At 73.8% G+C, this 26,994-nt stretch carries 4 protein-coding genes; all 4 read right to left on the bottom strand.

Annotated features, from left to right (window positions below; genetic code table 11):
- Positions 1 to 3,486: an amino acid adenylation domain-containing protein gene (locus ENSA7_RS33340; protein ID WP_106093460.1), complete on the bottom strand. Its 3,486-nt coding sequence runs from the start codon at positions 3,484 to 3,486 to the stop codon at positions 1 to 3.
- Positions 3,483 to 18,359, bottom strand: coding sequence for an SDR family NAD(P)-dependent oxidoreductase (locus ENSA7_RS33335; RefSeq protein WP_106093459.1), 14,877 nt, complete (start codon positions 18,357 to 18,359; stop codon positions 3,483 to 3,485). Before ENSA7_RS33335 ends, ENSA7_RS33340 begins: the two co-directional genes overlap by 4 nt.
- The gene (locus ENSA7_RS33330) at positions 18,356 to 26,314 is read right to left on the bottom strand and encodes a non-ribosomal peptide synthetase (RefSeq protein ID WP_106093458.1); all 7,959 of its coding nucleotides are present in this window, start codon (positions 26,312 to 26,314) and stop codon (positions 18,356 to 18,358) included. The genes ENSA7_RS33335 and ENSA7_RS33330 overlap by 4 nt, the downstream gene beginning before the upstream one ends.
- Positions 26,311 to 26,994: acyl carrier protein (locus ENSA7_RS33325; protein ID WP_146158430.1), on the bottom strand; the 684-nt coding region annotated here is incomplete at its 5' end. The genes ENSA7_RS33330 and ENSA7_RS33325, both read right to left, overlap by 4 nt.

Here is a 26,994-nt window from a genome sequence, read left to right as displayed (position 1 = left end):
TCAAGCGCCGCGGGGGATCCGTCGGCTGCGGCTGCGACGTTGGGCCAAGGCCCCGAGATCGCGGGTCCGTCGCGGGCGTCCGGCCGCCGGCGCCTCGCCGACGAGGTGTTGGGCCATGGCCCGCACCGTCGGGTGGGCAAACATGCTGAGCCGCGAGACCGGTCGCCCGAGGTGCTCGGCCAGTCGCGCGGTGACGGCGGTCAGCTTGAGCGAGTCGCCGCCGAGGTCGAAGAAGTTGTCGTTGGGCTCGACCCAGTCGAGACCGAGGACCTCGGACCAGACCCCGGCGATCTGCGCCTCGGTCTCGCCGCGCAGCGCCTCGCCGGTTCGAGCTCGACGCAGGACCGGCGCCGGCAGTGCCTTGCGGTCGATCTTGCCGTTGAGCGTGAGCGGCAGCGTCGGCAGGATGACGATCGCGGCCGGAACCATGTAGTCCGGCAAGCTCGCACCGAGGCCCGCGCGCAAGGCCGCGGGCTCGAGCGACGCGCTCGCAGCCGCCGGGACGACATAGGCCACGAGTCGACGCTCGCCGGGCTGGTCCTCGCGCAGCACCGCGACCGCCTCGGCCACGCCCGCGCTGCGCCGGAGCGCCGCCTCGATCTCGCCGAGCTCGATGCGATAGCCGTTGAGCTTGATCTGCCCGTCGATGCGCTCGAGGTGCTCGAGCCGACCATCGGGCAGCGCGCGCACGAGGTCGCCGGTCTGGTAGGCCCGGTCCCCGTCGGCGAGCACCACGAACCGGGCCGCGCTCAGCTGCTCGCGACCGAGGTAGCCGCGAGCGAGGCCGTCGCCGCTGATGAAGAGCTCGCCGGGGACCCCCGGCGGCACGGGCTCGCGGCGCTCGTCGAGGACGTGGCAGCGGGTGTTGCCGATCGGCCGGCCGATCGTCACCGGCTCGCCCGCGCGGACCCGATCGACGAGCGACCAGATCGTGGTCTCGGTCGGGCCATACATGTTGTGGAGCTCGGCGACGCGCCCGACCAGACGATCGGCGAGCTCGGCGGGCAGGGCCTCGCCGCCGCACAGCGCCCGCAGCCGGGGGTCGCCCGCCCAGCCGGCCGCGAGCAGCATCTGCCAGGTCGTCGGCGTCGCCTGCATCACCGTCGGGGCCGCAGCCTCGAGCCGGGTCCGCAGGGCGAGGCCGTCGGCGGCGACCTCGGCAGCGAGGATCTCGACCTGCCCGCCGCGGACCAGCGGCAGGTACAGCTCGAGCCCGGCGATGTCGAAGCAGACCGTCGTCACGGCCAGCAGCGAGTCGCGGCCGTCGAAGCCCGGCCTCCGCCCCATCGTCCACAGGAAGTTGAGCAGCGCGCGATGTCCGACCTCGACGCCCTTGGGCTGCCCCGTCGAGCCCGAGGTGTAGATGACGTAGGCGCTCGCGTCCGGCGTCGAGCGGTCGACCGGCGCGAGCCCAGGCTCGCGCGGCCCCCCGAGCTCGGCGACGGTCAGGGTCTCGACGCCGAACTCCGCCAGGCTCGCCTGGGACCCCGCGTCGCTCACGACGACGCGCGCGCCCGAGTCCGCGAGCATGTAGCCGATCCGGACCGGTGGGTAGATCGGATCGATCGGTACATAGGCGGCGCCGGTCTTGAGCACCGCGAGCAAGCTGACGACCAGCGCGGCCGAGCGCTCGACGTGGACGCCGACCCGCGCACCCGGAGCCACGCCCGCGTCGAGCAGCCGCCACGCGAGCCGGTCGGCGGCCGCGTCGAGCGTCGCGTAGTCGAGCTCGACCGACCCGGCCCGCAGCGCGATCGCCTGGGGGTCGAGCTTGGCCCGCGCCGCGATGATCTGCGAGACCGTGCGCGTGCGCGGGTAGTCCTCGGCCGTCGCGTTCCACTCGCGCCAGCGCGCGCGCTCGTCGGGGCTGCGCAGCGCGAGCGTGGCCAGGGCCCGCTCGGGCTCGGCGGCCGCGCCCGCCAACAGCAGCTCGAGCCGCGCGGCCAGCCACCGGGCGTGGTCCGGGTCGAGACCCGCGCCCGCATGAAAACGCAGCGAGCCAGCGCCGTCGATGCTCACCCGCAGGGCTCGCTCGCCGCTCGCATCGAGGGTCGCGCCCGGCAGCTCGACGCGGATCGGCAGCGGTGCTCGCGAGGCCGCGCCGAGCTCGGGGTGGCGCTGCCATCGATCGCGGCGAAGCGGCGCCCTCCCCCGCAGCTTGGCCAGCTTCGTGGCCACGCGAGCGGCGAGCCGCGGCAGGCTGTCCGCGAGCGCCCGGTCCGGCACGTCGAGCTGCAGCTCGGTCTCGAGCGCGGCGCTGGTCCAGGCTCGCTGACCCGCGAGCGCGAGCGCGACGCTGCGCTCCTCGCCCCGCGCCAGGCGACGGAGCAGGGCCAAGACCGCCGCCAGGGCCAGGGCCTCGGGGCTCGGGCCCGCCTCGCGCAGCGCCGCGGGCAGCTCGACGGGGCCCGCGTCCGCGCGCAGCGAGGGCTGGAGCTGACCAAAGCGCGGCGGCAGCAGCGGTGAGCGGGTGGCGAGGGTCCGGAGCCAGCGGGACTCACCGCGCATCCCCGCGCGACCGGCCTCGCTCAGGGCCAAGACCGCGGCGGCCGAGGGCTCGGGTAGCCGACCGCCGCGCTCCGCCGCGACCCGCCCGAGCACGCCGAGCTCGACGGTCGCGCCGCTCAGATCGCGCAGCGCCGTGATCCGCAGGTCGCCGTCGAGGGCCGCGATCCGCAGACCTTCGGCCCCCAGCTCGACGACGGCTCCCGGCGCCGCGCCGGCCGTCCCCGCGGCCAGCTGGGCAGCCTCGACAACGAGCAGCTCGCTCGCGTCTTCGTCGAGCGCGACGAGCGTGAGACCGAAGCTGTTCGGCCGCCGAGACCCGAAGCTGGTCGCGCGGACGAGCGCGTCGAGCTCAGCCGCTGGCGCCCGCCAGCTCAGCAGTCCGCCCCGTGGCGGGCCCTCGTACTTGCCGTGGTAGCTGCGCAGCTCCAGCTGCTGGGGGCGGCGCGTCGTGGTCCCGGCCGCGAGCTGCTCGACCAGCTCGGAGAACGACTCGATCCCAGCGTCGAAGCAGGCGACGTCGAGCTCGTGCGCCGTGATCCCCGGAGCCATGGCCACGCGCCGCTGAACCAGGATGTCGCCCACGTCGGCCTCCTCGCTCATCACGTGCCAGCTGACGCCGTGCTCGGACTCGCCGGCGAGGATCGCCCAGCTGGTTGCGAACAGGCCGGCGTGCCGGGGCAGCGGTCCGTCGTGGAAGTTGATCGGCAGGCGCTCGGGCAAGTCGAGCAGCTCCGCTGGCAAGATCCGCAAGTTGGCGATGCTGAACAGGTAGTCGAAGCGGAGCTCGGCGAGCTCGGTCGCGAGCGCACGCGAGAACGGGAGCGCGCGCAGACCCTCCCCCTCGGCCCAGCGGCGCAGCTCGACCTCGGGTGAGACCAGCGCGACGACCTCGTGGCCGCGCGCGAGCAGCAGCCTCGTGCACTCGACGAGCAGCGCCTGCTCGCCGATGACCACGCAGCGAAACGGGCTCGGCTTCATCGTTGGATCTCCTCGAGGATCGAGTCACGGCCGCTGAGCAGCTCGGACAACAGCGCGTCGACGACGCTGTCCGGCAAGCTGGTGAGCAGGCGCTCGGCCTCCGCGTTGGACGGTGTCGGGGCCGCGCTCGGGGCCTCCGCGTTCGACGGGGGTGGAGACGGGGGTGGAGACAGCGTCGGCGCGAGGACAGGTCCGGTCCCGACCTCGCGGGCCTCGGGGGCCGCCGGGCGGCGTCCCGGTCCCGGGTCCGCCCGCTCCGCGAGCCAGTCGGCCACCTGACGCATCGTGATCCGCTCGAACAGCAAGGTCGCTGGCAGCGCGCCGTAGATCGCCTCGAGGCCGCGGGTCAGCTCGAGCACGACCAGCGAGTCGACGCCGTAGTTCTCGAAGGTCAGATCGGGATCGAGCTGCGCGGGGGTCATCTCCAAGACCTGCGCGAACACGGCGGTGACTTGCTCGAGGGTCCCCGCCCTGCGCTGCGTTGGCGCGCGCGACCCAGCCTCGCCCGCGGGGGTTCGCGGCGCAGCGCCCTCACGCGCCGCGTGGGTGGCCACAGGCTCGGGCCGGGCCGAGCGCTCGGGGCGGGACACGAGGCCGTCACTGCGACCCACGATCAGAGACTGAAACGCAGGCCCCGTCGCGGTCGTCGGCGCCCGCGCGACGATCGCCTCGAAGCCGCTGCTGGCCAGGAGGTCCCGCCACTGGCGCGCCGTTGCGAGCGGCGATCCTGGGATCCGGTGGTCGGGATCCATGAACAGCCACCAGCCCGGCGTGAGACCGAAGATCTGCGCGAGCTGATGCTGGTGACGCGTGCCCTCGTTGAGCACCAACACGCCCCCGCGCCGCAGCAAGCGCTTGGCCTGGGTCACGGTGTGGGCGAGGCGGCGCGTGGCGTGAAACACGTTGGCGCCGATCACCACGTCGTAGGTCCCGAACTCCAAGCCTTGGGCCTCGAGCTCGCCCTCGATGTCGAGGACCTCGAACCGGGCGAAGCCATGGCTCGGACCAAAGCGCGCGCGGCCCTTGCTGACGAAGGCGCGCGAGACGTCGGTGAACACGTACTCGACGGCGTCGGCGTGCGCGGCGAGGGCCGCGAGCACCGGCGCGCTGGTGCCCCCCGTGCCGGCGCCGACCTCGAGCACGCGGACCCGGGCCTCGGGTGCGATCGCCCGGCGTGCCTCGACCTCGGCGACGACGACACGCGCGACCTCGCGGTTGCAGATCTCGGTCAGCGGGTCGCCGCCGTAGAGCGCCGCGACCCGCTCGGGCGAGCCGCCCGGAAACAGCAGCGCCATCGCGTTGACCTCACCGACGAGGATCCCCGGCATCGCCACGAGGCACTCGCGCGACAGCCCGACGAGGGCCGCGACGCTGGCCTGACGTGCGGCGAGGTGCTCGAGCGCCCGGCCCAGCTCCTGCTCGGCGCGCGGGCGGTTCGGACCGACCCCAACGAGCTCGCCCTCGACCGCGAGATAGCCCGCGGCGACGAGGCCGTCGAGCTGCAGCTCGAACAGCGCCGCGTGGTCCTCGACGACCCCGAGCGCCGGCCCGAGCTCGACGCGCCGCGGCCGACGCTCGAGCGCCGCGAACAACCCCGCGCGAGCGAGGACCGCGGCCAGCAGCTCGACGCACAGCGCTTCACCCTCGGCGCAGGCCCGCAGGTGCGCGTCGAGCTGGGGATCGCTCGGCGAGCGATCGAAGCGCAGCTCGGGCGCCGGGAGCCGCGCGAGCCCAGGCCCGGTCGCGAGCCGCTCGAGCCCGGGCCCGGCCGCGACCCCGAGGTTGCTGAGGATGTGCGCGTCGGCGTCGACGGTGAGGATCTGGCGGAGCGGACCCGCGAGCAGCCGCTCGACCGCGGCCATGCCCTGGCGGGCCGAGAGCGGACGAATGCCCGCGGCGGCGAGGCGCTCGAGCACGCGCTCGCGCTCGCGATCACCGCCCGCGTGCCAGTAGCCCAAGTTGAGCACACGGATCGGAAAGCCGACGCGATCCGCCATGTCCAGCGCGAGCGCGTCGGCGAAGGTGCAGCCCGCCGCGTAGCCGGCCTGGCCGTGGTTGCCCTCGAACGCGACCCCCGACGAGTAGAACAGCGCGAAGTCGAGGGGCTCGCGACGCAGGGCGCTCAGCAGCGCCCAGGTCGAGTCCGCCTTGGACTCGAGCGCCGCGCGCAGCTGGGCCACGTCGAGCTCGCGCGCCACCTGCTTGACCAGGACCATGGCCGCGTGGATGACCCCGTGGAGGGCACCAAACGCCTGCTTGGCCTCGTCCACGGCCCGGGCGATCGCCGCCGGATCGGTCGCGTCGAGCGCGAGGTAGCGCAGCTCGGCGCCCGCCGCCTCGAGCTCGGCCAGCTGCGCCCGGCGGCCCGCGTCGAGCGAGGAGCGCCCGACGATCACGAGCTTCGCGGCGTAGCGCTCGGCGAGATACCGGCAGGTGTCACGACCCACCGTCCCCAGCCCGCCGATGATCATGTACACGCCGCCGCGCCGCAGCGGGACCTCGGCGTGGTCGAGCTCGACGCGCTCGAGCACCCGCTCCCACCGGGCCCCGCCGCGCAGGCACACCGGTGCGGTCCGCGGCCGCGAGGGCTCGGCCACGACCTGCGCCGCGACCTCCGGGTGCTCCGTGCTGCGGACGTCGACGAGCCCGACGTCGAGGCTCGGCAGCTCTTTGGCGAGGACCATGGCGAGACCGACGAGCCCGGCCGACCAGGGGCACGAGGGCTCGCCGGCCGTGAACGGGTAGACGTCAGTCGTGACGACCTTCAGCCGGAGCCCACCGGCCACGACGCCGCGACGGTCGAGCGCGCGGACCAGCTCGAACAGCGCGACCACGGTCCGATCCATCCACCCGCGCAAGGCCGCGCGGTCCTCGATCGCTGCGGGGCCCGTCGGCGCGATGAAGTAGACCAGCTCGGGCGCGGCCAACTCGGCCAGGCGCGCGTCGAGGGACGCGGCCGCGAAGCCCCCGGCCCCGAGCTCGAGGCGCTCGAGCTCGGCGCCGCCGTGGGCCCGCTCGATCCCGACGGCGAGCGCTCCGTCGAGCCCCTGCCCGACCAGGAGCACGCGTTTCACCGGCTCCGCCCGGTCCTCGGCCGGGCGGGCGATCCACCGCGGCCGGCAGCTGATCGCGGTGTCCGACGCGCTCGCGCCGAACTTGGCCTCGCGGTAGCTGAGCCCGACGAAGCGGACCTGGACGGTCCCATTCGAGTCGGCGAGGCTGAGCTCGCAGCGAGCCGGACCGGTCTCGCGGACGTGGACCCAGCCGCGCGTGGGCACCGGACCGAACAGCTCGACGCGATCGACCGCGAACGGCAGCAGCGGCCGCGCCTGAGCCGAGCGAGCGCGGACCAGCACGGCCGCGAAGCTGTGCAAGGCCGCGTCGAGGACCCCCGGGTGCAAGGCGTGATCGGCCTCGACCGTCGCCGGTCCGAGCCGCGCGAGGACCTCGTGGTCCCCGACCCACAGCTGCTCGACCCGGCGGAAGAAGGGCCCGTAGTGGAGGCCCATGCCGGCGAGCATGGCGTAGAAGCCGGGCCCGGCTGGCCCACGCTCGAGCGCGCCCTGCAGCCGCTCGACGGCGAGCGCAGGCGGACGCGCGCCGCCGTCGATGAGCCGCCCCTTAGAGCAGAGCTCGCCGCTCGGACCGCGCAGCTCGTAGCCTCGTCCATCGAGCTCGACCTCGCACTGCCCGAGCCCGCCGTCGATCGCGAGGCTCAGCGGCCGGAGCCAGCGGACATCGGCGAACACCCGGCCGTCGAGACCGCCGCAGGCCTCGGCGACGAGATCGAGGTGGCCGACGCCCGGGAGGATCGCGCGCCCGTCGACGACGTGATCGCGGAGCACCGGCTCGCTGATGTCGAGCTGCCGACGCCAGACCCTCGCCTGCTCGGGCGCGGCCTCGATCGCCAGCGGCCGAGCCGACCCCGAGCCCCGCTCGATCCAGTGGCGGACGCGCTCGAACGGGTACGTGGGCAAGGGCACCCGCTTGGGGCCCCGCTCGCGCCCCCGCTCGAGATTGTCGACCTCAGTCCAGTCGAGGCTGACGCCGCTGACCCACATCCGCGCCAGCAGCTCCAGGTTGCCGGCGTGGATCTGGGCGGCGAGAAATTCGGCGCCGCCAGTGCTCGCCGTCAACATGTCGGCCAGGGGCGGCCGCGCGGGGACGGGCCCGTGGACGACGTCGGCCCGGCCCTCGCCGCGACCGAACGCCGCGAAGGTCGCGGCTGCGCTGGCGAGATCGCTGGCGACGAAAGCCAGGCGCTCGGTCAGGGGCTCCCGACCGACGCGCAGCGTGTAGCCGACGTCGGCGAGCCCACCCGGGAGCCCGCGCTCGGCGTGGCGCTCCAAGGCCGCGCCGATCGCCGCGGCGTAGCTGCGCAGCCGGTCCTCGTCGCGGGCCGAGAGCAGCATCAGCTCGGGCCTGGGCGTCGCGTGGGCCTCAACCGGCGCGAGGTATTCCTCGACGATCACGTGAGCGTTGGTCCCGCCCGCGCCGAACGAGCTGACGGCAGCTCGGCGCGGGACCTGCCTGCCCGCCGCGTCGCGACCCACAGGCCACGGCGCCGCCTCGCGCTGAACTCGGAACGGCGAGCTCGAAAAATCGATGATCGGGTTGAGCCGCTCGGCGTGGAGCGTGGGCAGCAGCACGCCCTCGCGCAGCTGCAGCGCGACCTTGGTCAGCCCGGCGATACCGGCCGCGCCCTCGAGGTGGCCGATCGTCGACTTGACCGAGCCGAGGGCACAAAACCCGAGCTCGTCGGTGTGCTTGGCGAAGGCCTGGGCGAGGCCGGTGTGCTCGATCGGATCGCCGAGCGAGGTCCCGGTCCCGTGGGCCTCGACGCAGCCGATCGTCCGCGCGTCGATCCCCGCGCTGGCCAGGGCCTGCTCGACGAGAGCCTGCTGCGCGTGGGGGTTGGGCACGGTGAAGCCGCTCGTGCGCCCGCCGTGGTTGACGGCCGTCGAGCGGATCACCGCGTGGATGGTGTCGCCGTCGCGCACGGCCTCGGACAGCCGCTTGAGCACGACCGCGCCGACGCCCTCACCGGGCACGTAGCCGTTGGCGTCGGCCCCGAACGCGCGGCAGCGTCCGTCGGGCGAGAGCATGGTCTTGCGGCTCAGGTGTACATATTTGTCCGGGTGGACCGAGACGTTGACGCCGCCCGCGATCGCGTAGCTGCACTCGCTGCGCCGGAGGCTCTCGCAGGCCTGGTGGACGGCGACGAGCGAGGCCGAGCACGCCGTGTCGACGACGACGCTCGGACCCCGGAAGTCGCCGAAGTACGAGACCTGGTTGGCGATCGACGAGCGGTTGGCGAGCACCACCTGGGGGTTGCCACGGACCGACTCCTCCGCAGCGAGCACCGCGTAGTCGCCCCACATCACGCCGACGAACACGCCGACGTCGCGGCCCTGGCCCCCAAACCGCGGCGCGGGCAAGCTCGACGCCGAGTAGCCCGCGTTCTCGAGCGCCGACCAGGCGGTCTCGAGGAACAGGCGCTCTTGCGGATCCATGGCCCGGGCCTGCTTGGGCGAGATCTGGAAGAACAGCGAGTCGAACGCCGCGACCTCGTCGAGGAACCCGCCCCAGCGCCCGTAGCTGTGTCCTGGAGCCGTTGGGTCGGCGTCGAACAGGGCGTCGACGTCCCACCGCTCGCTCGGGATCTCGGTCACGCAATCGCGGCCGGCGAGGAGGTTAGCCCAGAACTCATCGAGGTCGCGGGCCTTGGGGTAGCGACCCGCGAGGCCGATGATCGCCACGGGCTCATCGGTGTTCGCCTCGCTGGCCGTGCGCGGCTCGGCGCTCGCCCGCGCGAGCGGGGCGACGGCGGCGGGGCTCGGTGCGTGCGGCTGCGATGAGGGCTGTGGTGAAGGCTGTGGCGACTGTGGATCGGCGAAGCGCTCGGCCACGGCCTCGGCGTGGGCCTCGAGCAGGTGCCCGGCGAGCTCGTCGACGCTGCGGAACTCGAAGAACACGGTCCCTCGCAGCCCGGGGAAGTCGCGCTCGAGCAGCGCGTTGGACTCCATGACCAGGACCGAGTCCATGCCGTAGTCCTCGAGCGGGACGCGGCTGTCGAGCCGCCCCGGCGCCAGCTTGAGCACGGTCGAGAGCACCTCGCTGAGGTGAAGGACGAGCCGCCGCCGCGTGGCTCGGCTCGGGTCGCCGGCCGGCGGCCGCGGGCTCGCGGCTTGTTGGCTCGTGGCTTGTTGGCTCGTGGCTTGTTGGTTCGTGGGCGCCTCGCGGCTCGCTCGGGCAGCGCGCGCCGGACTGAGCGCCGCGTCGAGGCTCTCCACTCGGCCCCACGCGGGCACCAGCCACGCCCGGTCCATGGCCAGCGCGGCCTCGAACAGCGCCAGGCCCTGCTGGGCGTCGAGCGCCCCCATGCCGCTGCGGCGCTCGTAGGCCGCGCGCTCGGCTGACGTGACGAGCTCGTCGACGCCGCCCACGGACCACAGCGGCCAGGCCAGCGCCAGGCTCCGACCGCGACGCTCGTCGGCCCGAGCCCAGCTCGCGCGCCGCTCGATGTAGAGGTCGGCGAAGCGGTTGGCCGTCGCGTAGCTGGCCGCCCCAAAGTCACCGATCAGCGAGGACAGCGAGGAGAACACGACGAACAGCTCGAGCGCGTCGGTGCGCGTGAGCTGATCGAGGAGCGCGAGGCCCCGCGTCTTGGCCGCGAGCACCGCCGCGAACCGAGCTCGATCACCCGCGCTCGCCCGGCTGTCGTCGGCGGACCCGGCGAGGTGGAACACGCCATGGATGGCCCCGAAGTGGCGACGCGCAGCGTCGAGCGCGGCCGCGAGCTCGCCCGGCTTCGAGACGTCGGCCTGCACCGCCAGGGCTCGACCGCCGAGCCGCTCGAGCGCCGCGACCTCGGCCTCGGCGCTGCTGCGCCCGAGCAACACCAGCTTGGCCCGGTAGCGCCGCGCGAGGTGCTCGCACAGCACCCGACCGATCGCCCCGCGGGCACCGGTGACCACATAGACGGCGCCCTCGCGCAGCGTCGGCGCCGGCCCTCGTGCGGCGCTCGCTGGCTCCACGACCGGCTCGAGCGTCCGCTGCTCACGGGTACCCGACGAGCTCAGACGCAGCTCGTGCCCGCTCGCGCGACCGCCCGCGCGCAGCTCGGCGTGAACCGCCTCGGCCAGCGTTCGCTCGGGCAGCTCGACGTCGACGCCGAGGCTCAGCAGCTCGAAGCGCGCCAGCCCGGCGCCCGTCGAGCGGGCGAAGCCGGCCAGCGCCCCGAGCTCGGGCCGGGACTGATCGCCATCGCCAGCGTGGACGACGACGCAGCGGACCGGGCCGCGGAGCTCACCGGCTTCCGCGGCGCGCAGCAGCTCGAGCACGGCAAAGCAGCACGGCTCGAGCTCGTCGGTGACGGCCGCGAGGCCCTCGCTCGTCGCCGCCAGCGTGGACGCCTGCCCGAGACCGGCGACGAACACGACGTCGAGCGGTCCGGCTGCGGCGAGCTCGGCTTGGCGCGAGCGCAGCGCGGCCGGGTCGTCGACGCAGATCACCCACGCCCAGCTGTCGAGATCGCGGATCGCGAGCTCGACCGAGACGCTCGCGCCCACGAGCACGAGGGTCGCGGCCTCGCGCCCCGCGGCGGCGATCGGTGCGGGCGCCCAGCTCGGCGCGTAGAAGCGCGGGCCCCCCTCGTCCTCGCTCGATGCTGGCAGCGCGCGGGGCTGGGACTGGGGCTGGGGCTCCGCGCTCGCGCCGGGCAGGCGGCCGGCGAACTCGGTGAGGCGCGCGAGCACCCGACCCTCGCCGTCGCAGATCGTCAGCTCGAAGCGCTCGACCTCGCCCGCGCGGCCGACCGAGATCGCGTGAGCCCAACAGCTCGGGGGCAGCGGCTCGAACAGCTCGAGGCCGCCGAGGCTAAACGGGATGGCCAGCTCACCGCGACGCGGCGGCGCCTGGCGACCGACCCAGTGGCAGGCCCGCAGCGCGCCGTCGAGCAGCGCCGGCGGCAGCGCGAGGCCGGGTTCAGCCTCGGCGCCCGCGAGCCGCACGAGGGCCTCGTTGGGCCCACACCAGAGCTCCTCGATCACCTCGAAGCTCGGCCCGTAGGCGAAGCCAGCGTCGACGTAGTCGGCGGCCACGGCCGCACCCGCGCGCGTCCAGGTCGCGCGGGCCCGGACCGCCGCGAGCTGGACCGCCGCGGGTCGCTCGCGCTCGTGCTCGACCGCGACGGCCTGCCCGCGGGCGTGGGTGACTCGCCCGCCCTCCCCTTCGCTGTAGAGCTCGAAGCCGAGGCGATCGCCCGCGGGGACGAGGCCCGCGTAGACCGTCCGCTCGGCCCCGAGGACCACGATCGGCCGGCCCCACACGACCTCGCGCAGGGCGTGGGCGCGCCCCGGATCGGCGAGCTCGACGGCCGCGCGCGCGAGCTCGAGCGTGGCCGCCCCAGCCACGAGCGGCTGGCCTTCGATCACGTGGTCGCGGACCAGCGACTCGTCGGGCCGCAGCGTCTTGCGAAACCGCAGCTGCGCGACCGTCGACTCGTTCGCGTCGATCAGCGGGTGCAGGCGGGCCGGGCCCAGATCCGGGCCCAGATCCAAGCCCAGATCCGCGTCGAACGGGATCCAGTAGCGCTCTTCGGCGAAGGGATACAGGGGCGCCCGGACCCGACGCAGACCGGCGCCAGCGTGGTGCGCCGCCCAGTCGACCTCCGCCGCGTCCAGCCACCGCCGACCCGCGTCGCCCAGGTCCCCGCCGACGCCGACGAGCTCGGGGAGCTCGGGGAGCTCGCCGCCCGCGGCGTAGCGCCGCAACAGCGCGACGAGCTCGGCGCCCTCGCGCGTGACAATCGCGAGGCGCCGCTCGAGCGGCTCGCGACCGATCTGCAGCGTGTAGCACAGGGCGTCGAGGGGCACGCGCTCGGCCTCGATGAAGTCGGCCGCCGCGCTGGCGTAGGCGCGCAGGCGATCGTCGTCGCGGGCCGACAGCACGAACAGCACGGGCTTGTCCACGCGCTGCTCGGCCGCGGGTCGATCGGCCTCGAGCTCGGGCTCGGGCGCCTCCTCGATCACGAGGTGAGCGTTGGAGCCGCCGGCGCCGAACGAGCTCAAGCCCGCCCGCCGCGTCCGCGCGCCCCGGGCCCAGGCCCCGAGCTCGCGCTGCACCACGAAGGGCACGCGCTCAAAGTCGATGTTGGGGTTGAGCTCCGCGGCGTGGAGCGAGGGCGCGAGGGCCTCATGGCGCAGCTGAAGCAAGACCTTGGTCAAGCCAGCGATGCCCGCCGCGGACTCGAGGTGACCGACGTTGGACTTGACCGAGCCGATCGCCCACTGGCGGGGCTCGGGCTCCGCGGCGCGGCCGTAGGCGCGGCTGAGCCCCGCGATCTCGATCGGATCTCCGAGCGAGGTCCCGGTCCCATGGGCCTCGACGTAGTCGATGTCGGCCGGGCCGAGGCCCGCCTCGGCCATGGCCGTCTCGATCGCCCGGGCCTGGGCCCGCGGATTCGGCACGGTGTAGCCGTTGGTCCGACCGCCATGGTTGAGGGCGCTGCCGCGGATCAGCCCGAGGATCCGGTCGCCGTCTGCACGGGCCTGCGCGTAGGGCTTGAGCAGCACGGCGCCGACGCCCTCACCGGGCACGTAGCCATCGCCGCCCTCGCCGAAGCTCCGGCACCGGCCATCCGAGGACAGGAACCGACCCTGGCTGAGAAACGCGTACTTGTAGGGGTGGATCGACACGTTGACGCCACCGGCGATCGCGAGCGAGGTCTCCCCGCGGCGCAGGCTCGCGCAGGCCAGGTGAATGGCCGTGAGCGAGGACGAGCACATGGTGTCGAGGGCGAAGCTCGGCCCGGTCAGGTCGAGGGCATAGGACACCCGGTTGGCGATCGTCGCGAACGACGACGAGGTCAGCGGGCGACCCCCGCGGAGCAGATCCAGGGCCCCGTGGAACTGGTACTCGCCGTACATCACGCCGACGTAGACGCCGACGGGCTGACCGGCGAGCGCGTTGCGGCGATAGCCGGCGTCCTCGATCGCGTGCCAGGCCGTCTGCAGGAACAGCCGCTCTTGCGGGTCCATGAGCTCGGCGTGGCGCGGCGAGATCCCGAAGAACAGCGGATCGAAGCGATCGACGTGGCCGAGGAACCCGCCCCAGCGCGTGTGCGCGCGACCGAGCGTCGCCGGGTCGGCGTCATACCAGCGCCCGTGATCCCAGCGCTGGGCGGGGATCTCCGTGATGCAGTCACGACCGTCGCGGAGGTTGGCCCAAAACGCGTCTAGATCGTCGGCCTCTGGGTAGCGACCGGCGACCCCGATGATCGCAACGGCGCCGGGCTCAGCGAGCGCGCCCTCGGCCGCCGCGCTGGTTCGCCGACGCCGAGCCGGGCGCGCGGGCGCGGCTGCTGGGCGTCGCGCGGACGCGGCCACAGGTGCGACGGTGACCGGCGACGCGCCGTGCTCGAGCTCGGCGGCGTGGTCCGTGGCGAAGTACTCGGCGAGCTCCGCGAGGTTGGCGTACTCGAAGAACAGGGTCTTCGACAGGCCCGTGAACCGGCGGTCGAGCTCGCGGTTGAGCTTGGTGATCATCAGCGAGTCGATCCCCAGCCGCTCGAAGCCCGCCTCGGCGTCGAGCTCGGCGGGCGCGAGGCCCGTCGCCTTGGCCAGCAGCTCGCGCAGCAGCTCGAGCGCGGCGGCCTCGAGCGAGCGCTTGGCGGCCCCCTCGACGGGGCCGCGCTCGCCGGCCTTGGACTTGGCCCGGGCCGGGACCTGTTCCACGATCCGATCGAGATCGCCGTAGGCCGCGAGCACGGCTCCGTCCCCGCCGAGCGCGTCCTCGAGCAGCTCGAGGCCCGCGCGCGTCGGGACCACGGCGAAGCCCGAGCGCGCGGCGATGTCTGCGGCCGCGTCGGCGGTCTGGCGCATCCCGCCCTCGGCCCACATCGGCCAGGCGATGGTGCGCAGCCCGGGGCTGCGCTCGGCCTCGGCCTCGAGCCAGGCGTTGGCGTAGGCGTAGTCGGTCTGGCCGGCGCTGCCGATCTGGGCCGCGATCGACGAGAAGCTGACCAAGAAGTCGAGCTGGTCGTCGGCGGTCGCCGTGCGCAGCGCGGCGAGGCCCGCGATCTTCGGGGCCGCGACCGCGCGCAGATCGGCGAGCGTCTTGGTCAGCGCGAAGCCATCGCGCAGGACCCCGGCCGTGTGGACGACGCCGCGGATCGGCCCGAGCTCGGCGCGGAGCTCGGCGACCACGGCCGCGACCGCGGCGGCGTCACCCACGTCGACACGGCGATGGCTCAGGCCGGGCTCAGCGTCGAGGACCACGGCGCTCCGGCTGAGCAGCACCACGCGCGCGTCGACGCGGCCGAGCAGCCAGCGCGCGACGAGGCGCGCGAGGCCCCCGGCCCCGCTGATCAGGTACACGCCCCCGTCTCGCAGCGGCGCGGGTCGGGCGGCCGGGGCGGGCACGAGCCGCGGCGCGGTCCGACCCGCGTCGGCGTAGCGCAGCTCGATCTCCTCGTCACCGTGGCCGAGCTCGACGCCGAGGGCCTCACGCTCGTCGACGTTTGGCGCGAGACCCACGACCTGCATGTGGAGCTTGGGGTGCTCCACACGCAGCGTGCGCGCGAAGGCCCCGAGCGCCGCGCGGTCCGAGCTCGGACCCCGGGCGTCGTGGCGATGAACCACCACGATCCGTTTGGCGGCGCTGATGCCCAGCTCGACCAGGCGCTGGGCCAGGTGCAGCAACGTCTCGACCTCGGGCTCGTCGACCAGGATCAGCGGCGGCGCGCTGGCGAGCTCGCTCGGGTCGGCGATCTGCGACACCGCGCTGACGCCCTGGTCGCGCAGCGCGGCCGCCAGCGCCTCGCGCCGGGCCGGGCTCGACGCGACCACGACCCCCGCGAGGGGCACACGGGCGGGCCCGTCCGCGGGCGCGCAAGGCTGCCAGCGACGGACCAACAGCCCGGCCCGCGCCGCGCGCTCGCCGACGCGCACGACCAACTCCGAGCCGCGCGCGCAGACCTGACCATCGGCACCAATGAGCTCGAAGCTGGCGCGGGCCGTCCGCTCGCCGCGATCGACGACGCGCACGTGAGCGCGGCACGAGCCCACCACCGGCGCGAAGACCTCGAGCTTGCCCACGGTCAGGGGCAGGCAGCTGCGCGGCTCTCCGTAGACCCGCGCGAGCAACACGACCAGGGCATGCAGCGCCCCGTCGAGCAGCGCGGGCTCGAGCACGGTCTGGCCCCCGAGCGCACCTGCGTCGGGGAGCTCGAGCCGCCCCACGGCCTCGCGCTCGCCGACCTTCAGCTCGGCGAGCGCCCGCATCCGCGGACCGTAGTCGAGGCCGCAAGCGACCAGGGTCGCGTAGCACTCGGCGTGGGACAGCTCGGTCCAGCCCGCGCCCTCCCCTGCAAGCGGCGTCGGCTCGCGGGCGTCGGCGCCCGCCGGGTGGAGCTCACCGCTGGCGTAGGCCTGGCCCTCGACCTCGACCTCGAAGTCCGCCCCGCCGTCGACCGGGTCGATCGGGTCGAGCACGACCGTCAGCGCCCGCTCGCCCCCGGCGAAGCCCAGCACCCGGGTGAAGGACACGTCGCGCAGCTCCACTGGCTGACCGAGCGCGAGCTCCCCGGCCGCGCGCGCGAGCTCGAGGTAGGCGACCGCCGGCATCACCGGCTCGCCGTCGACGCGGTGATCGGCCAGGTAGAACTCGGCGCCGCTGCGCTCGCTGCGATAGGCCACGCCCGCGAGCGTCGAGACGTTCGCGTCGAGCATCGGGTGCAACGCCCCGCGCGCCCCGCCCTGGTCTGCGTGCTCGGGCGCCGCGAGCCAGCAGCGTCGGCCCTCGAACGGATAGGTCGGCAGCGGCACCCGGCCCCGGCGCTCGTCGCCAAAGTAGGCGTCCCAGTCGACCTCGGCGCCCCCGGCCCAGGCCTGCGCGAGGCCGGCGAGACAGCCCGCCTCGACCCGCAGCGCCGTCCCCTCGACGGCGTCGTCACGATCACGCGCGACGACCCCGGGCCCCGCGATCGCGCCCTGGCGCCCGCCAGCGAGCCGCGCGACCGCCTCGGCCAGGGTCAGGCCCCCGAGCGCACAGCTCACGCCCAGCGCGAGCGGACCCTGGCCATGGATCGCCGCTGGCCGCAGGCCCCAGTCGCGCCACGAGCGGACGACCGCGTAGGCGAGCGCGAAGCCCTGGCCCTGCTCGCCGTGGGTCGCCGCGCCGGCCTCGAGCGCCGCGCCGTGGTGGGCCGCGAAGCTCGGCTCGGCGTCGGCCAGCGACGCCGCCAGCTTGGCCGCGTCCGCGAGCGCGTTGGGAGTGACCACAGCCAGCGCGCCGTCGCCCGGGGCGCGCGACGAGTCGGCCCCGCGCAGCGCCGCGACCAGCTCCGCGCGGGTGCTCGCAACGCAGGCCAGGCGGTGCTCGTGGGCCCGCCGACCGATCGCGAGGGTGTAGGCCACGTCGGCCAGCGCGGCCTCATCTCGGGCCTCGAGGTCGTCGGCGAGCTGCGCCGCGGCCACTGCCAGGGCGCTCGGCGTGCGGGCCGAGAGCACGAAGATCTGCGTCGCCCGAGACGGCCCCGTCGCCGCCGGTGGCGGAGCCTCCTCGAGGATCGCGTGGGCGTTGGTGCCCCCGATGCCGAACGAGCTGACGCCCGCGCGCCGCGGGCCCTCGCACGCCCATGGTTTACGCTCGGTGCTGACCCAAAACGGGCTCGCGTCGAAGTTGATCGCCGGATTGGGCGCGCGGTAGTTGAGCGTCGGGACCAGGGTCTGGCGCTGCATCATCAGCGCGGTCTTGATCACCCCGGCGACGCCAGCGGCCGCGTCGAGGTGACCGAGGTTCGACTTGATCGAGCCGATGGCACAAAAACCGGTGTCCTGGGTCTCGTGGCGAAACGCCTTGGTCAGGGCCGAGACCTCGACGGGGTCGCCGAGCCGGGTCGCGGTCCCGTGGGCCTCGACGTAGCTGATCGAGCGCGGCGAGACCCCGGCCACGGCCTGGGCCTCGCGAATGACCGCGGCCTGCCCGGCCGCGCCGGGGGCCGCGAAGCTGACCTTCGACGAGCCGTCGTTGTTGGTCGCCGTGCCCTTGATGACCGCGTAGATGCTGTCGCGATCGGCGATCGCGTCGGCGAGCAGCTTGAGCACCACCACGCCGACCCCGTTGCCGAGCACGGTCCCGCTGGCCTCGGCGTCGAAGGTCCGCACGTGGCCATCCTTGGCGAGGATCGTGCCCTCTTCGTAGAGATAGCCGCTGGTCTGGGGCAGCTTCACGGTCACACCGCCAGCGAGGGCCATGTCGCACTCCCCGTTGATCAGGCCCTGACAGGCGAGGTGGATCGCAACGAGGGAGGTCGAGCAGGCGGTCTGAACCGTGTAGCTCGGCCCGCGCAGATCGAGCTTGTAGGACAGGCGCGTGGCCAGGAAGTCCTTGTCGTTGCCGACCATCACCGCGAAATGATTCGAGGTCGAGGTCTGGTCGACGGCCGGGAGCACCCGCTGCTGGAGGTAGGTGTTGATCGCCGCCCCGGCGTAGACGCTGATCAAGCCGGGGAAGCGCCCGGGGTCGTAGCCCGCGTGCTCGAGCGCGGCGTGGCCCGTGGTCAACAGCAGGCGGTGCTGGGGATCGGTCAGCTCGGCCTCGACCGGCGTGAGCTCGAAGTAGGCCGTGTCGAACAGCTCGACCCCCGAGATTTCACCGTGGGCGGGCACGTAGGCCGGGTCATCGAGGCGCGCCGCCGGCACGCCAGCGGCCGCGAGCCGCTCGCGATCAAAGTGTGTGATGCCCTCGCGCCCGTTGCTCAGCAGCTCCCACAGGCCCTCGACGTCGTCAGCACCTGGAAACCGCCCGGCCATGCCGACGATCGCCACGTCGCTGTCGGCCACCGGTCGGGGATCGTCAGCCCTGGTCATCGCTCGACCTCCCGATCCGCGCTCGCGGCCTGCAGCGTCGCGAGCGACGCCTCGGGGTTCGCGACAGCCGCGGCCAGCAGCCGGGCGTAGCCGCGAACCAGCGCCGCGGCCGTCGCCTGGCCGAACAGCTCGGTGCTGTACTCGAGCTGACCTTCGAGGCCATCGGCGCGGGCCAAAACGGTGAGGTTGAGCTCGTGGCGGGCGCTGCCCGACTGCGAGCACAGCGTGTCGACGGCCAGCGCCGACGCGCCAGCGACCGGGGGTGGAGGCGGAAGCAAGTTGAACATCAGCTGAGCCCGGGGTGGCGCCCCGGGGGCGAGGACCGAGGCGAGCTCGGCAAAGGGCAGGTCTTTGTGGCTGTGGGCTTCGGCGGTCACGCGCTGGGTCTCGCGCAGCAGCGCCGCGAAGCTGCGCTCGGGCTCCACGGCCAGCCGCAGGGCCACCGTGTTGACGAAATATCCGACCACGCCCTCGAGCTCGGCGCGCGGGCGGTTGGCGACGGGCGACGCGATGACCAGCTCGCGCCCGTCGACCCGGGCCCCGAGCAACGCAGCGAAGCCCGCGAGCAGGGTCATGTAGAGCGTGGCGCCGTTGGCCTTGGCCAGCGCCCGGAGATCCTCGAGCTCGCTCGCGCCGATCGCAACGCGCTCGACCGCCCCCTGCTGGGCCGAGACCTCCGGCCGGCGGTAGTCACCGCGCAGGGGCAGCCACGCCGGCAGCCCGGCGAGCTGGCGGCGCCAGTAGCCGCGTTGACGATCGAGCTCGCCGTCGCTGACGACCTCGGCCTGCCAACGCGCGAAGCCGGCGTAGTCCAGCAGCAGCGGGGCCAGCTCCGGATCCGGGCCCCCGAGCGCGGCCGCGTACAGGGCGAGCAGCTCGCGGACGACGATGTTCATCGACCAGCCGTCGAAGATGCCCCACGGCCGCGTCAGCACGAGGACCTGATCACCCTCGGCGAGGGTCAGCAGCTGGGCCCGCAAGACCCTGGGGTCCGCTGGCGCGAACGGCCGGAGCCGCTCGGCCGCCAGCCAGGCCAGCGCCGCGGCCTCGTCGGCCACGAGCTCGACGGGAAGCTCGACTTCGATCGCGGCGTGGACACGCTGGACGTGGCCCGCTCCGGAGCGGACGTAGCTCGTGCGCAAGATCGGGTGGCGCTCGACGAGCGCGGCCAGGCTCCGCGCGCAGGCCCCTCGGTCGAAGCGCCCGCGGATCCGAAACGCGACCTGGATGTTGTCGCACGCGCTGCCGAGGTGCTCGGGCCAGCTCAGGAACCACAGCTCGCGCTGTTGGAGGGACAGCGGCGCCTGCCCGGCGACCGCGGCCTCGAGCTGCGCAGGCTGGCCCGACGCGGGCGCGGGGCCCCTCGCGGCGGCCAGCTCGGCGGCCAGCTCGGCGGCCAGATCGCCGAGGGTCGCCCCGCCAAAGATCAGCTGCAGCGGCAGCTGCACGCCGAGCTCCTGGCTCACGCGCAGGCTCAGGCGCGTGGCGAGCAGCGAGTCCCCGCCGAGCTCGAAGAAGCTGTCGAGCAGCCCGACCCGACCGAGGCCAAGGATCTCGGCGACGACCCGACACAAGCCCCGCTCGAGCTCGGTCCCCGGAGCGACGTAGTCGCGCCTCGACAGGTCGTCCTCGGTCGGCGCCGGCAAGCCCCGCTTGTCGACCTTGCCGTTGGGCGTGAGCGGGAACTCGGCGAGCAGCACGAAGATCTGCGGGACCATGTAGTCCGGCAGGCGCTCGCCGAGCTCACGCTTGAGCGCGCGGATCAGCCCGGCTTTCGCCGAGCCCCCCAGGCCCTCGCCCGGCGCCGCGTCGATCCACGCTGGCGTCGGCTGAACGTAGGCGACGAGCGCCTGGAGCTCGCCGACGCGACGAGTCGTGACCACGGCCTTGCTGACCGCAACGTGCTCGTGGAGCGCGTGCTCGATCTCGCCAGGCTCGACGCGAAAGCCCCGCAGCTTGATCTGATCGTCGGCGCGGCCGACGTAGTCGAGCACGCCCTCGGCCCGCCACGTCGCGAGGTCGCCGCTGCGATACATCCGCGCCCCGGGCACGAAGGGATCGGCGAAGAAGCGCGCGGCGCTGAGCTCGGGCTGCCCATGGTAACCCTCGGCTACCTGTGCGCCCGCGAGGTAGAGCTCGCCGGGGACGCCCGACGGCAACAGCCGCATGTTGGCGTCGAGCACGTAGGCCCGGGCGTTCCACACTGGCGCGCCGATCGGCACCCGCGCGCCCTCGGCCCCAGGTCGACAGCGCCACGCCGTGATCCCGCCGGCCTCGGTCGGGCCGTAGAGGTTGTGCAGCTCGACGCCGGGCAGGCGCGCGGCGAACTCGTCGACGAGCGCGGCGGGCAGGGCCTCGCCCGCGGCCTCGACGACTCGCAGGCTCGTGCACGCGTCGACCCCCGGCTCGGCCACGAACGCGGCCAGGGCCGAGGGCACGAAATTGACGTCGCTGACCTCCGCGTCGCGGATCAGCTCGACGAGGTAGGCGAGGTCGCGGTGGCCCCCCGGGCGCGCGATGACGACGCTGCCCCCGACCTGCAGCGGGCCAAACAGCTCGGTGACCGACACGTCGAAGCCGATCGAGGTCTTGTGCAGCATCCGGGTGTGGGGCCCGCGGCCGTAGTGGGCCACGCCCCAGGCGATCCAGTTGAGGCTCGCGCGCTGCGAGATCGCCACCCCCTTGGGCCGGCCCGTCGAGCCCGAGGTGTAGAGCACATAGGCGAGCTCGCTCGGCGAGCGCGGGCCCGAGGCCCGAGTTGTCGGCGGAGTCGTCGGCCATCCGTCGAGCTCGGGCAGCTGCTCGAGCATCAGCAGCGGCGCGCAGTCGGCCGAGATCTGAGCCACCCGATCGGCCGGCAGCTCCACGTCGAAGGGCACATAGCCCGCCCCGGTCTTGAGCACGGCGTAGATCGCGACGAACAGCGCAACGCTCCGAGGCATGCGCACGCCGACGAGCTCGCCGGGGCCCGCCCCGCGCTCGATCAGCCAAGCCGCGAGCTGGTTGGCCTGGCCGTCGAGCTCGGCGTAGCTCATGGTCTGGCCCCCGTCGCGCAGGGCCACGGCCGCGGGCGTGCGCGCGACCTGGGCCTCGAACGCGCCCATGAGCGTGTCGGCGCCGGGCTCGGGCACCACGCTCGCGCCGGCCCAGCCGTGGACGAGCCGCTCGCGCTCGGCGGCCGGGATCACGTCGAGGGCCAGGGCCAGGGTCCCCGCGCCACCGTCGTCCCGAGCGAGGGCGGCGACGAGCTGCGCGAGCGCGGTCTCGAGGTAGGCTGCGAGCGCCTCGCAGTCGATCCGATCGTCGACCTGGATGTCGAGCGAGAGCTCGGCCCCGAAGTCGTCGATCGACACGACCAGCGGGTAGTTGATGCCGTCCATGGCCGCGACGAAGTGGACGCCGTAGTCGTCGATCGTCGGGGCGTCGGCCGGCCCGGGCTCGAAGTGGCGGAAGTTGAAGACAGCCGTGAACAGCGGCGCGTCGCCGTCGAGATCGGTGCAGCGCTGGGCGACGCTCAACGGCGCGAACTCGAGCTCGACGAGGCGCGCGAGGGTCTCGTCGACCTCGCGCAGCAGCGCGTCGACGTTCCTGTCGGCCAGGCTGACCCGCATCGGCAGCGTGTTGATGAAATTGCCGAGCATCCGCTCGACGCCGGGCACCCCTTGCAGGCGCCCGGACATCACCGTGCCGAACACCACGTCGTCGCGTCCGCTCGTCGCCGAGACCACGCAGGCCCACGCGAGATGAACCAGCGCGGCGAGGCCAACCCCGCGGGTCCGAGCCTGCTCGCGCAGCGCGACGCCCAGGCCCTCGGGCAGGGCGTGGCGCAGACGCGCGACGTGGCGCGCGTCCCGGCGCGCGTCGTCGAGGCCGAACGGCAGCGTCGGCTCGTCGACCCCGCCGAGCATCGCCCGGAACTCGGCTTCGATCGCGCCGCTGCGCTGCTGATGGCGCGTGTAGGCGACGAAGTCGCGGTAGCGACCGGGGGTTGCCAACAGCTCGCTGCGCCCGCCCATGTGGACCGCGAGCTCGGCGAGGGTCATGCGCAGCGAGGTCGCGTCCTCGATGAGATGGTGGGCGTTGACGATCAGGTGGCGCTGGGCCTCGCCGTCTCGCTCGACGATGAACAGGCGCAGCAGCGGCGCACGGGCGAGGTCGAAGGCCCCGGGCGCCGCGAGGATCGCCTCGGCCCGCGCGCGTGGGTCCTCACCCGGCCCCACGCGCACCCGCTCGACCGCGACCGAGGCGCTGCGATGCACGACCTGAACCGGCTCGCGCACGCCCGTGGTCACGATCGCCGTGCGCAGCGCGTCGTGGCGATCGACGAGGGCCTGGACCGCGGCGACGAAGCGCGCGCAGGCCGGCTCGTCGTCGACCCGAAACAGGGTCGAGACCAGGTAGGGATCGTGGCTCGGATCCATCAGGTGATGGAACAAGATCCCCTCTTGGGTCGCGACGAGCGGATAGACGTCCTGGATCTGCGCCGCGCCGCCCGGGACCGCCGCGACGATCGCGTCGAGCTCCTCGTGACGCAGGTCGACGAGCGGGACCATGCTCGGGGTCAGCCGCTCGCAGCCGGGGGGGATGGCGTTGGCCGGGGCGACGTAGGCCGGGGCCGCGCCACGGTCGAGACGCGTGGCCAGCTCCGCGAGCGTCGGCGCGCTGAACACGGCGCGCACGCTGACGGTCAGGCCCCGCTCGCGCAGCTTGGCCACGAGCACGGGGATCAGCAGCGAGTGACCGCCGAGCGCAAAAAACGAGTCCTCGGCGCCGACGACCCCGGGCTCGAGCTCGAGCACCTCGGCCCACACCTGCACCAGCGCCCGCTCGAGCTCGGTCCGTGGCGCGACGTAGCTGCGCGCGGCGAAGGCCTCGCGGCTGGGCGCCGGCAGGGCCTTGCGATCGAGCTTGCCGTTGGCCGTGACCGGCAGCTCGACGAGGGCCACGAACGCGCGGGGGACCATGTACTCGGGCAGGCTCCCGCCGAGCTCGGCCTCGAGCTTGGCCCGGCAGTCGCCCAGAGTCAGCCCGGCGTCCAGGACCACGTAGGCCACGAGCTGCTGGTTGCCGGGCTGATCTTCGCGCAGCACGACCGCGCACGCGCGGACCTCCGGCTGCTCGCCGAGTCGACACTCGATCTCACCGAGCTCGATGCGGAAGCCGCGGAGCTTGATCTGATCATCGATGCGCCCGAGGTAGTGAAGCGTCCCGTCGGGCGCGAGCCGGGCGAGGTCCCCGGTCCGATACATCCGCGCGTCGGGCTCGCTCGCCAAGGGGTTTTCGACGAAGCGCTCGCGGCTCTGCTCGGGCGCGTGGAGGTAGCCCCGGGCCAGGCCGTGACCGGCGATGTAGAGCTCACCGACGCACCCGATCGGCACGGCCGCGCGGTCCTCATCGAGCACGTAGAGCTCGATGTTCTGGATCGGTCGCCCGATCGGCACGGCCGCGAGCTGTGGATCGTTGGGCACGGGCCAGTAGCTGACGTCGACGGCGGCCTCGGTCGGCCCGTAGAGGTTGTGGAGCGCGGCCGTGGGCAGGCGCTGATAGTGGCGAACACACAGCTCCGGGCTCAGGGCCTCGCCGCTGCAAAAGACCTGACGGACGCTGCGACAGCGCGCCCAGCCGGGCTCGTCGAGCATGGCCCGGAACATCGAGGGCACGAAGTGCAGCGTCGTGACCCCGTGGCGCTCGATCGTCTCGGTGAGGGCGGCCGGATCCTTGTGACCCTCGGGCGTTGCGACGACGAGCCGCGCGCCGTGCAGCAGCGGCCAGAAGAACTCCCAGACCGACACGTCGAACCCGAACGGCGTCTTTTGAAGCACGACATCAGCCTCGCCGAGGCGGTACTCGTGCTGCATCCAGTCGATGCGGTTGTGCGCCGCGCGATGCTCGATCATCACGCCCTTGGGTCGACCCGTCGAACCCGAGGTGTGGATGACATAGGCGAGCTTGCGCGCGTCGAGGCCGATCTCGGCGGCGGAGATGTTGGCCTCGCTGATCGGCGCGAGCCCGACTCCGGCCGCGTCCGCGACCCGACCGTCGTCGAGCAAGGTCAGGCAGGTCGAGGCCCCAGCCAGGGGCGCGACGTCGAGCTGCGGCCGGGTCAGGACCACGGCGACCCGCGAGCGCTCGACGATCTCGGCCACGCGGCCCGCCGGGTACCCGGGATCGATCGGCATGTAGGCGCCGCCGGCCTTGAGCGTGGCGTAGATCGCCGCGACCATCGCTGGTGAGCGCTCGGCGTAGAGGCCGACCGGCTGATCGGGCTCGACGCCCGCGGCCCGAAGTTGATGGGCGATGCGGTTGGCCCAGGCGTTGAGCTCGGCGTAGGTCCAGCTCCCGCTGTCCGAGACCAGCGCGATGCGATCGCCGTGGCGACGGACCTGGTCCTCGAATAGCTCGTGGAGGCAGCGCTGCTCCGGGTAGGGCCGGCGCGCGCCGGTCTGGAGCTCGATGATCCGGCGGCCCTCGGCCGCCCCGATCATCGACAGCCCCCACGCGGGCGCCCGCGCGAGCGTGTCGGCCTCGACCTCGACCAGCGCCGCGAGCAGCTGGCTGTAGTGGCCGATGAAGCCCTCGATCGTCGCCCGCTCGTAGAGGTCGCGGTTGTACTCGACGAAGCCCGCGAGCCCCGTCGGCGTCTCGTAGACCTCGATCCCGAGGTCGAACTTGGTGACCTTCGGGTCGAGCTCGATCGCGCCGACCTCGAGCCCGCCGACCTGCGCGCTGGCCCCATCTTGGGCCGCTTGCAGCACGAACATGGTCTGGAACACGGGCGAGAGGTTGAGCGCGCGCTCGACCTGCAGGGCCTCGACGATCGCCTCGAAGGGCAGCTCCTGGTGGGCATAGGCCGCCAGCGCCGTGTGCTTCACCCGCGCGAGCAGCTCGGCGAAGCTCGGGCCACCGGCCAGGTCGAGGCGCATGACCAAGGTGTTGGCGAAGTAGCCGATCACGCCCTCGAGCTCCGCCCGCGGCCGGTTGGCCACGACGGTCCCGACGGCGAGGTCCGTCGCGCGGGTGTAGCGATGGAGCACGAGCCCGTAGGCCGCGAGCAGGACCATGTACAGCGTGACCTCGCGGTCCTTGGCGAGCGCGCGGATGCGATCGAGGACCGCGAGCGGCACCTCGACCTGAACGCGGGCGCCGGCGTAGGTCTTGGCCGCCGGGCGCTCGCGATCCGTCGGCAGGGTCAGGCGCGGATCGACGCCAGCGAGCTGCGCGGTCCAGTAGTCGAGCTGGGCTGCGTGCGCGCCCCGGTCGAGCCACGCGCGCTGCCACTTGGCGTAGTCGGCGTAGCTCACGGGCAACGGCGCGAGCCGTGCCGGCCGACCGGCGCGGTGGGCCTCGTAGAGCGCGACGAGCTCGCGGACGAACACCCCGATCGACCAGCCATCGGAGACGCCGTGGTGCATGGTCACGACCAGCGCGTGGTCGTCGGCGCGCAGCTCGAGCAGCAGGGCGCGAAACAAGGGCTCGCCCTCGAGCTCGAAGGGCGCGGTGATCTCGGCCTCGCACACGGCGTCGAGCGCCGCGGGATCGGCCAGCGGCCGCTCGCGGATGACGAGCTGGCCCGGCGCGTCGACCTCTTGGTACGGCACGCCATCGCGCTCGACGAAGCGCGTGCGCAGGGCCTCGTGACGCGCGACGAGGTCCTCGAGCGCACGCCGCAACGCCGGGCGATCGAGGGGCCCGCGCAGGCGCACGGCGAGCGGGATGTTGTAGGCCGCGCTCGGCCCGTCGAGCTGAGCGAGGAACCACAGGCGCTGCTGGGCAAACGACAGGCGCACGGGCGCGTCGTCGCTCGCGGCGAGCATCGGCACGCCGTCGAGGACCGAGAGGTCGACCCCACGCTGGTCGAGCACGGCGAGCAGCGCCCGCCGTTGCTTGGGCGACAGGCGCTCGAGCTTGCGCACGAGCTCCTGGACCCGGCCGGAGCTGGCGACGCGCCTGGTCATTCGCGCGGCCTCCCCTGCTCGAGCTGCTCGAGCCGATCGAGCTGGTCGAGCTGTTCATCGCTCGCCCCCTCGATCAGCTCGAGGCTCTCGATGATCATGTCGAGCTGCGAGCGCCCATCTGGCGCGACGCCATGGTGCTCGAGCATCGCGGCCATCTCGGCCAGACGCGGCGCGTTGAACACCGCCTCGATCGGCAGCTTGGTCCCGAACCGCTGCTCGAGCAGGTTGGTCAGGCGAACCGCGAGCAGCGAGCCGCCGCCGAGATCGAAGAAGCTGCTGCGCGCGCCGAGCTCCCCGGCGTCGACCTGGAGGATCTCGGCCCAGGCCGCGGCCATGGCGAGCTCGCTGCTCGTCAGCCGACGCCCGACGCGGCGGGACCCGGTCGGCGGGGGAGCCGAGCCGGCCGGATCGGCGGGGGGCTGGGCGCTCGCTTCGGCGTCCAGCGTGGGCGCGTCGCCCAGCCAGCAGCGCCGCTCCTCAAACGCGGTCAGGGGCAGCGAGACCAGCCGTCGCCGGCGCGGATGGAGCTTCGACCACGGCAGCTCGACGCCGCAGACCCACAGCTCGGCGAGGCGCGCGAGCTCCCCGTCGGCGATCAGTCCGGACAAGAATTCCTCGGCCCGGCTCCCGCGCAGCAAGCCCGCGAGCTGGCCGCGTTCATCCTCGACGCTGCCGACGTG

It is taken from the genome of Enhygromyxa salina, assembly GCF_002994635.1.
Classification (GTDB): Bacteria; Myxococcota_A; Polyangia; order Nannocystales; family Nannocystaceae; genus Plesiocystis; species Plesiocystis salina_B.
Note: the sequence above shows the minus strand (reverse complement) of the source record. Positions and strands in the feature narration are given on the sequence as shown.

What these genes read in the sequence shown, in the direction of transcription:
- ENSA7_RS33340 (WP_106093460.1), bottom strand. Translation starts at nt 3,486, where the DNA reads ATGAAGCCGAGCCCGTTTCGCTGCGTGGTCATCGGCGAGCAGGCGCTG.
- ENSA7_RS33335 (WP_106093459.1), bottom strand. Translation starts at nt 18,359, where the DNA reads ATGACCAGGGCTGACGATCCCCGACCGGTGGCCGACAGCGACGTGGCG.
- ENSA7_RS33330 (WP_106093458.1), bottom strand. Translation starts at nt 26,314, where the DNA reads ATGACCAGGCGCGTCGCCAGCTCCGGCCGGGTCCAGGAGCTCGTGCGC.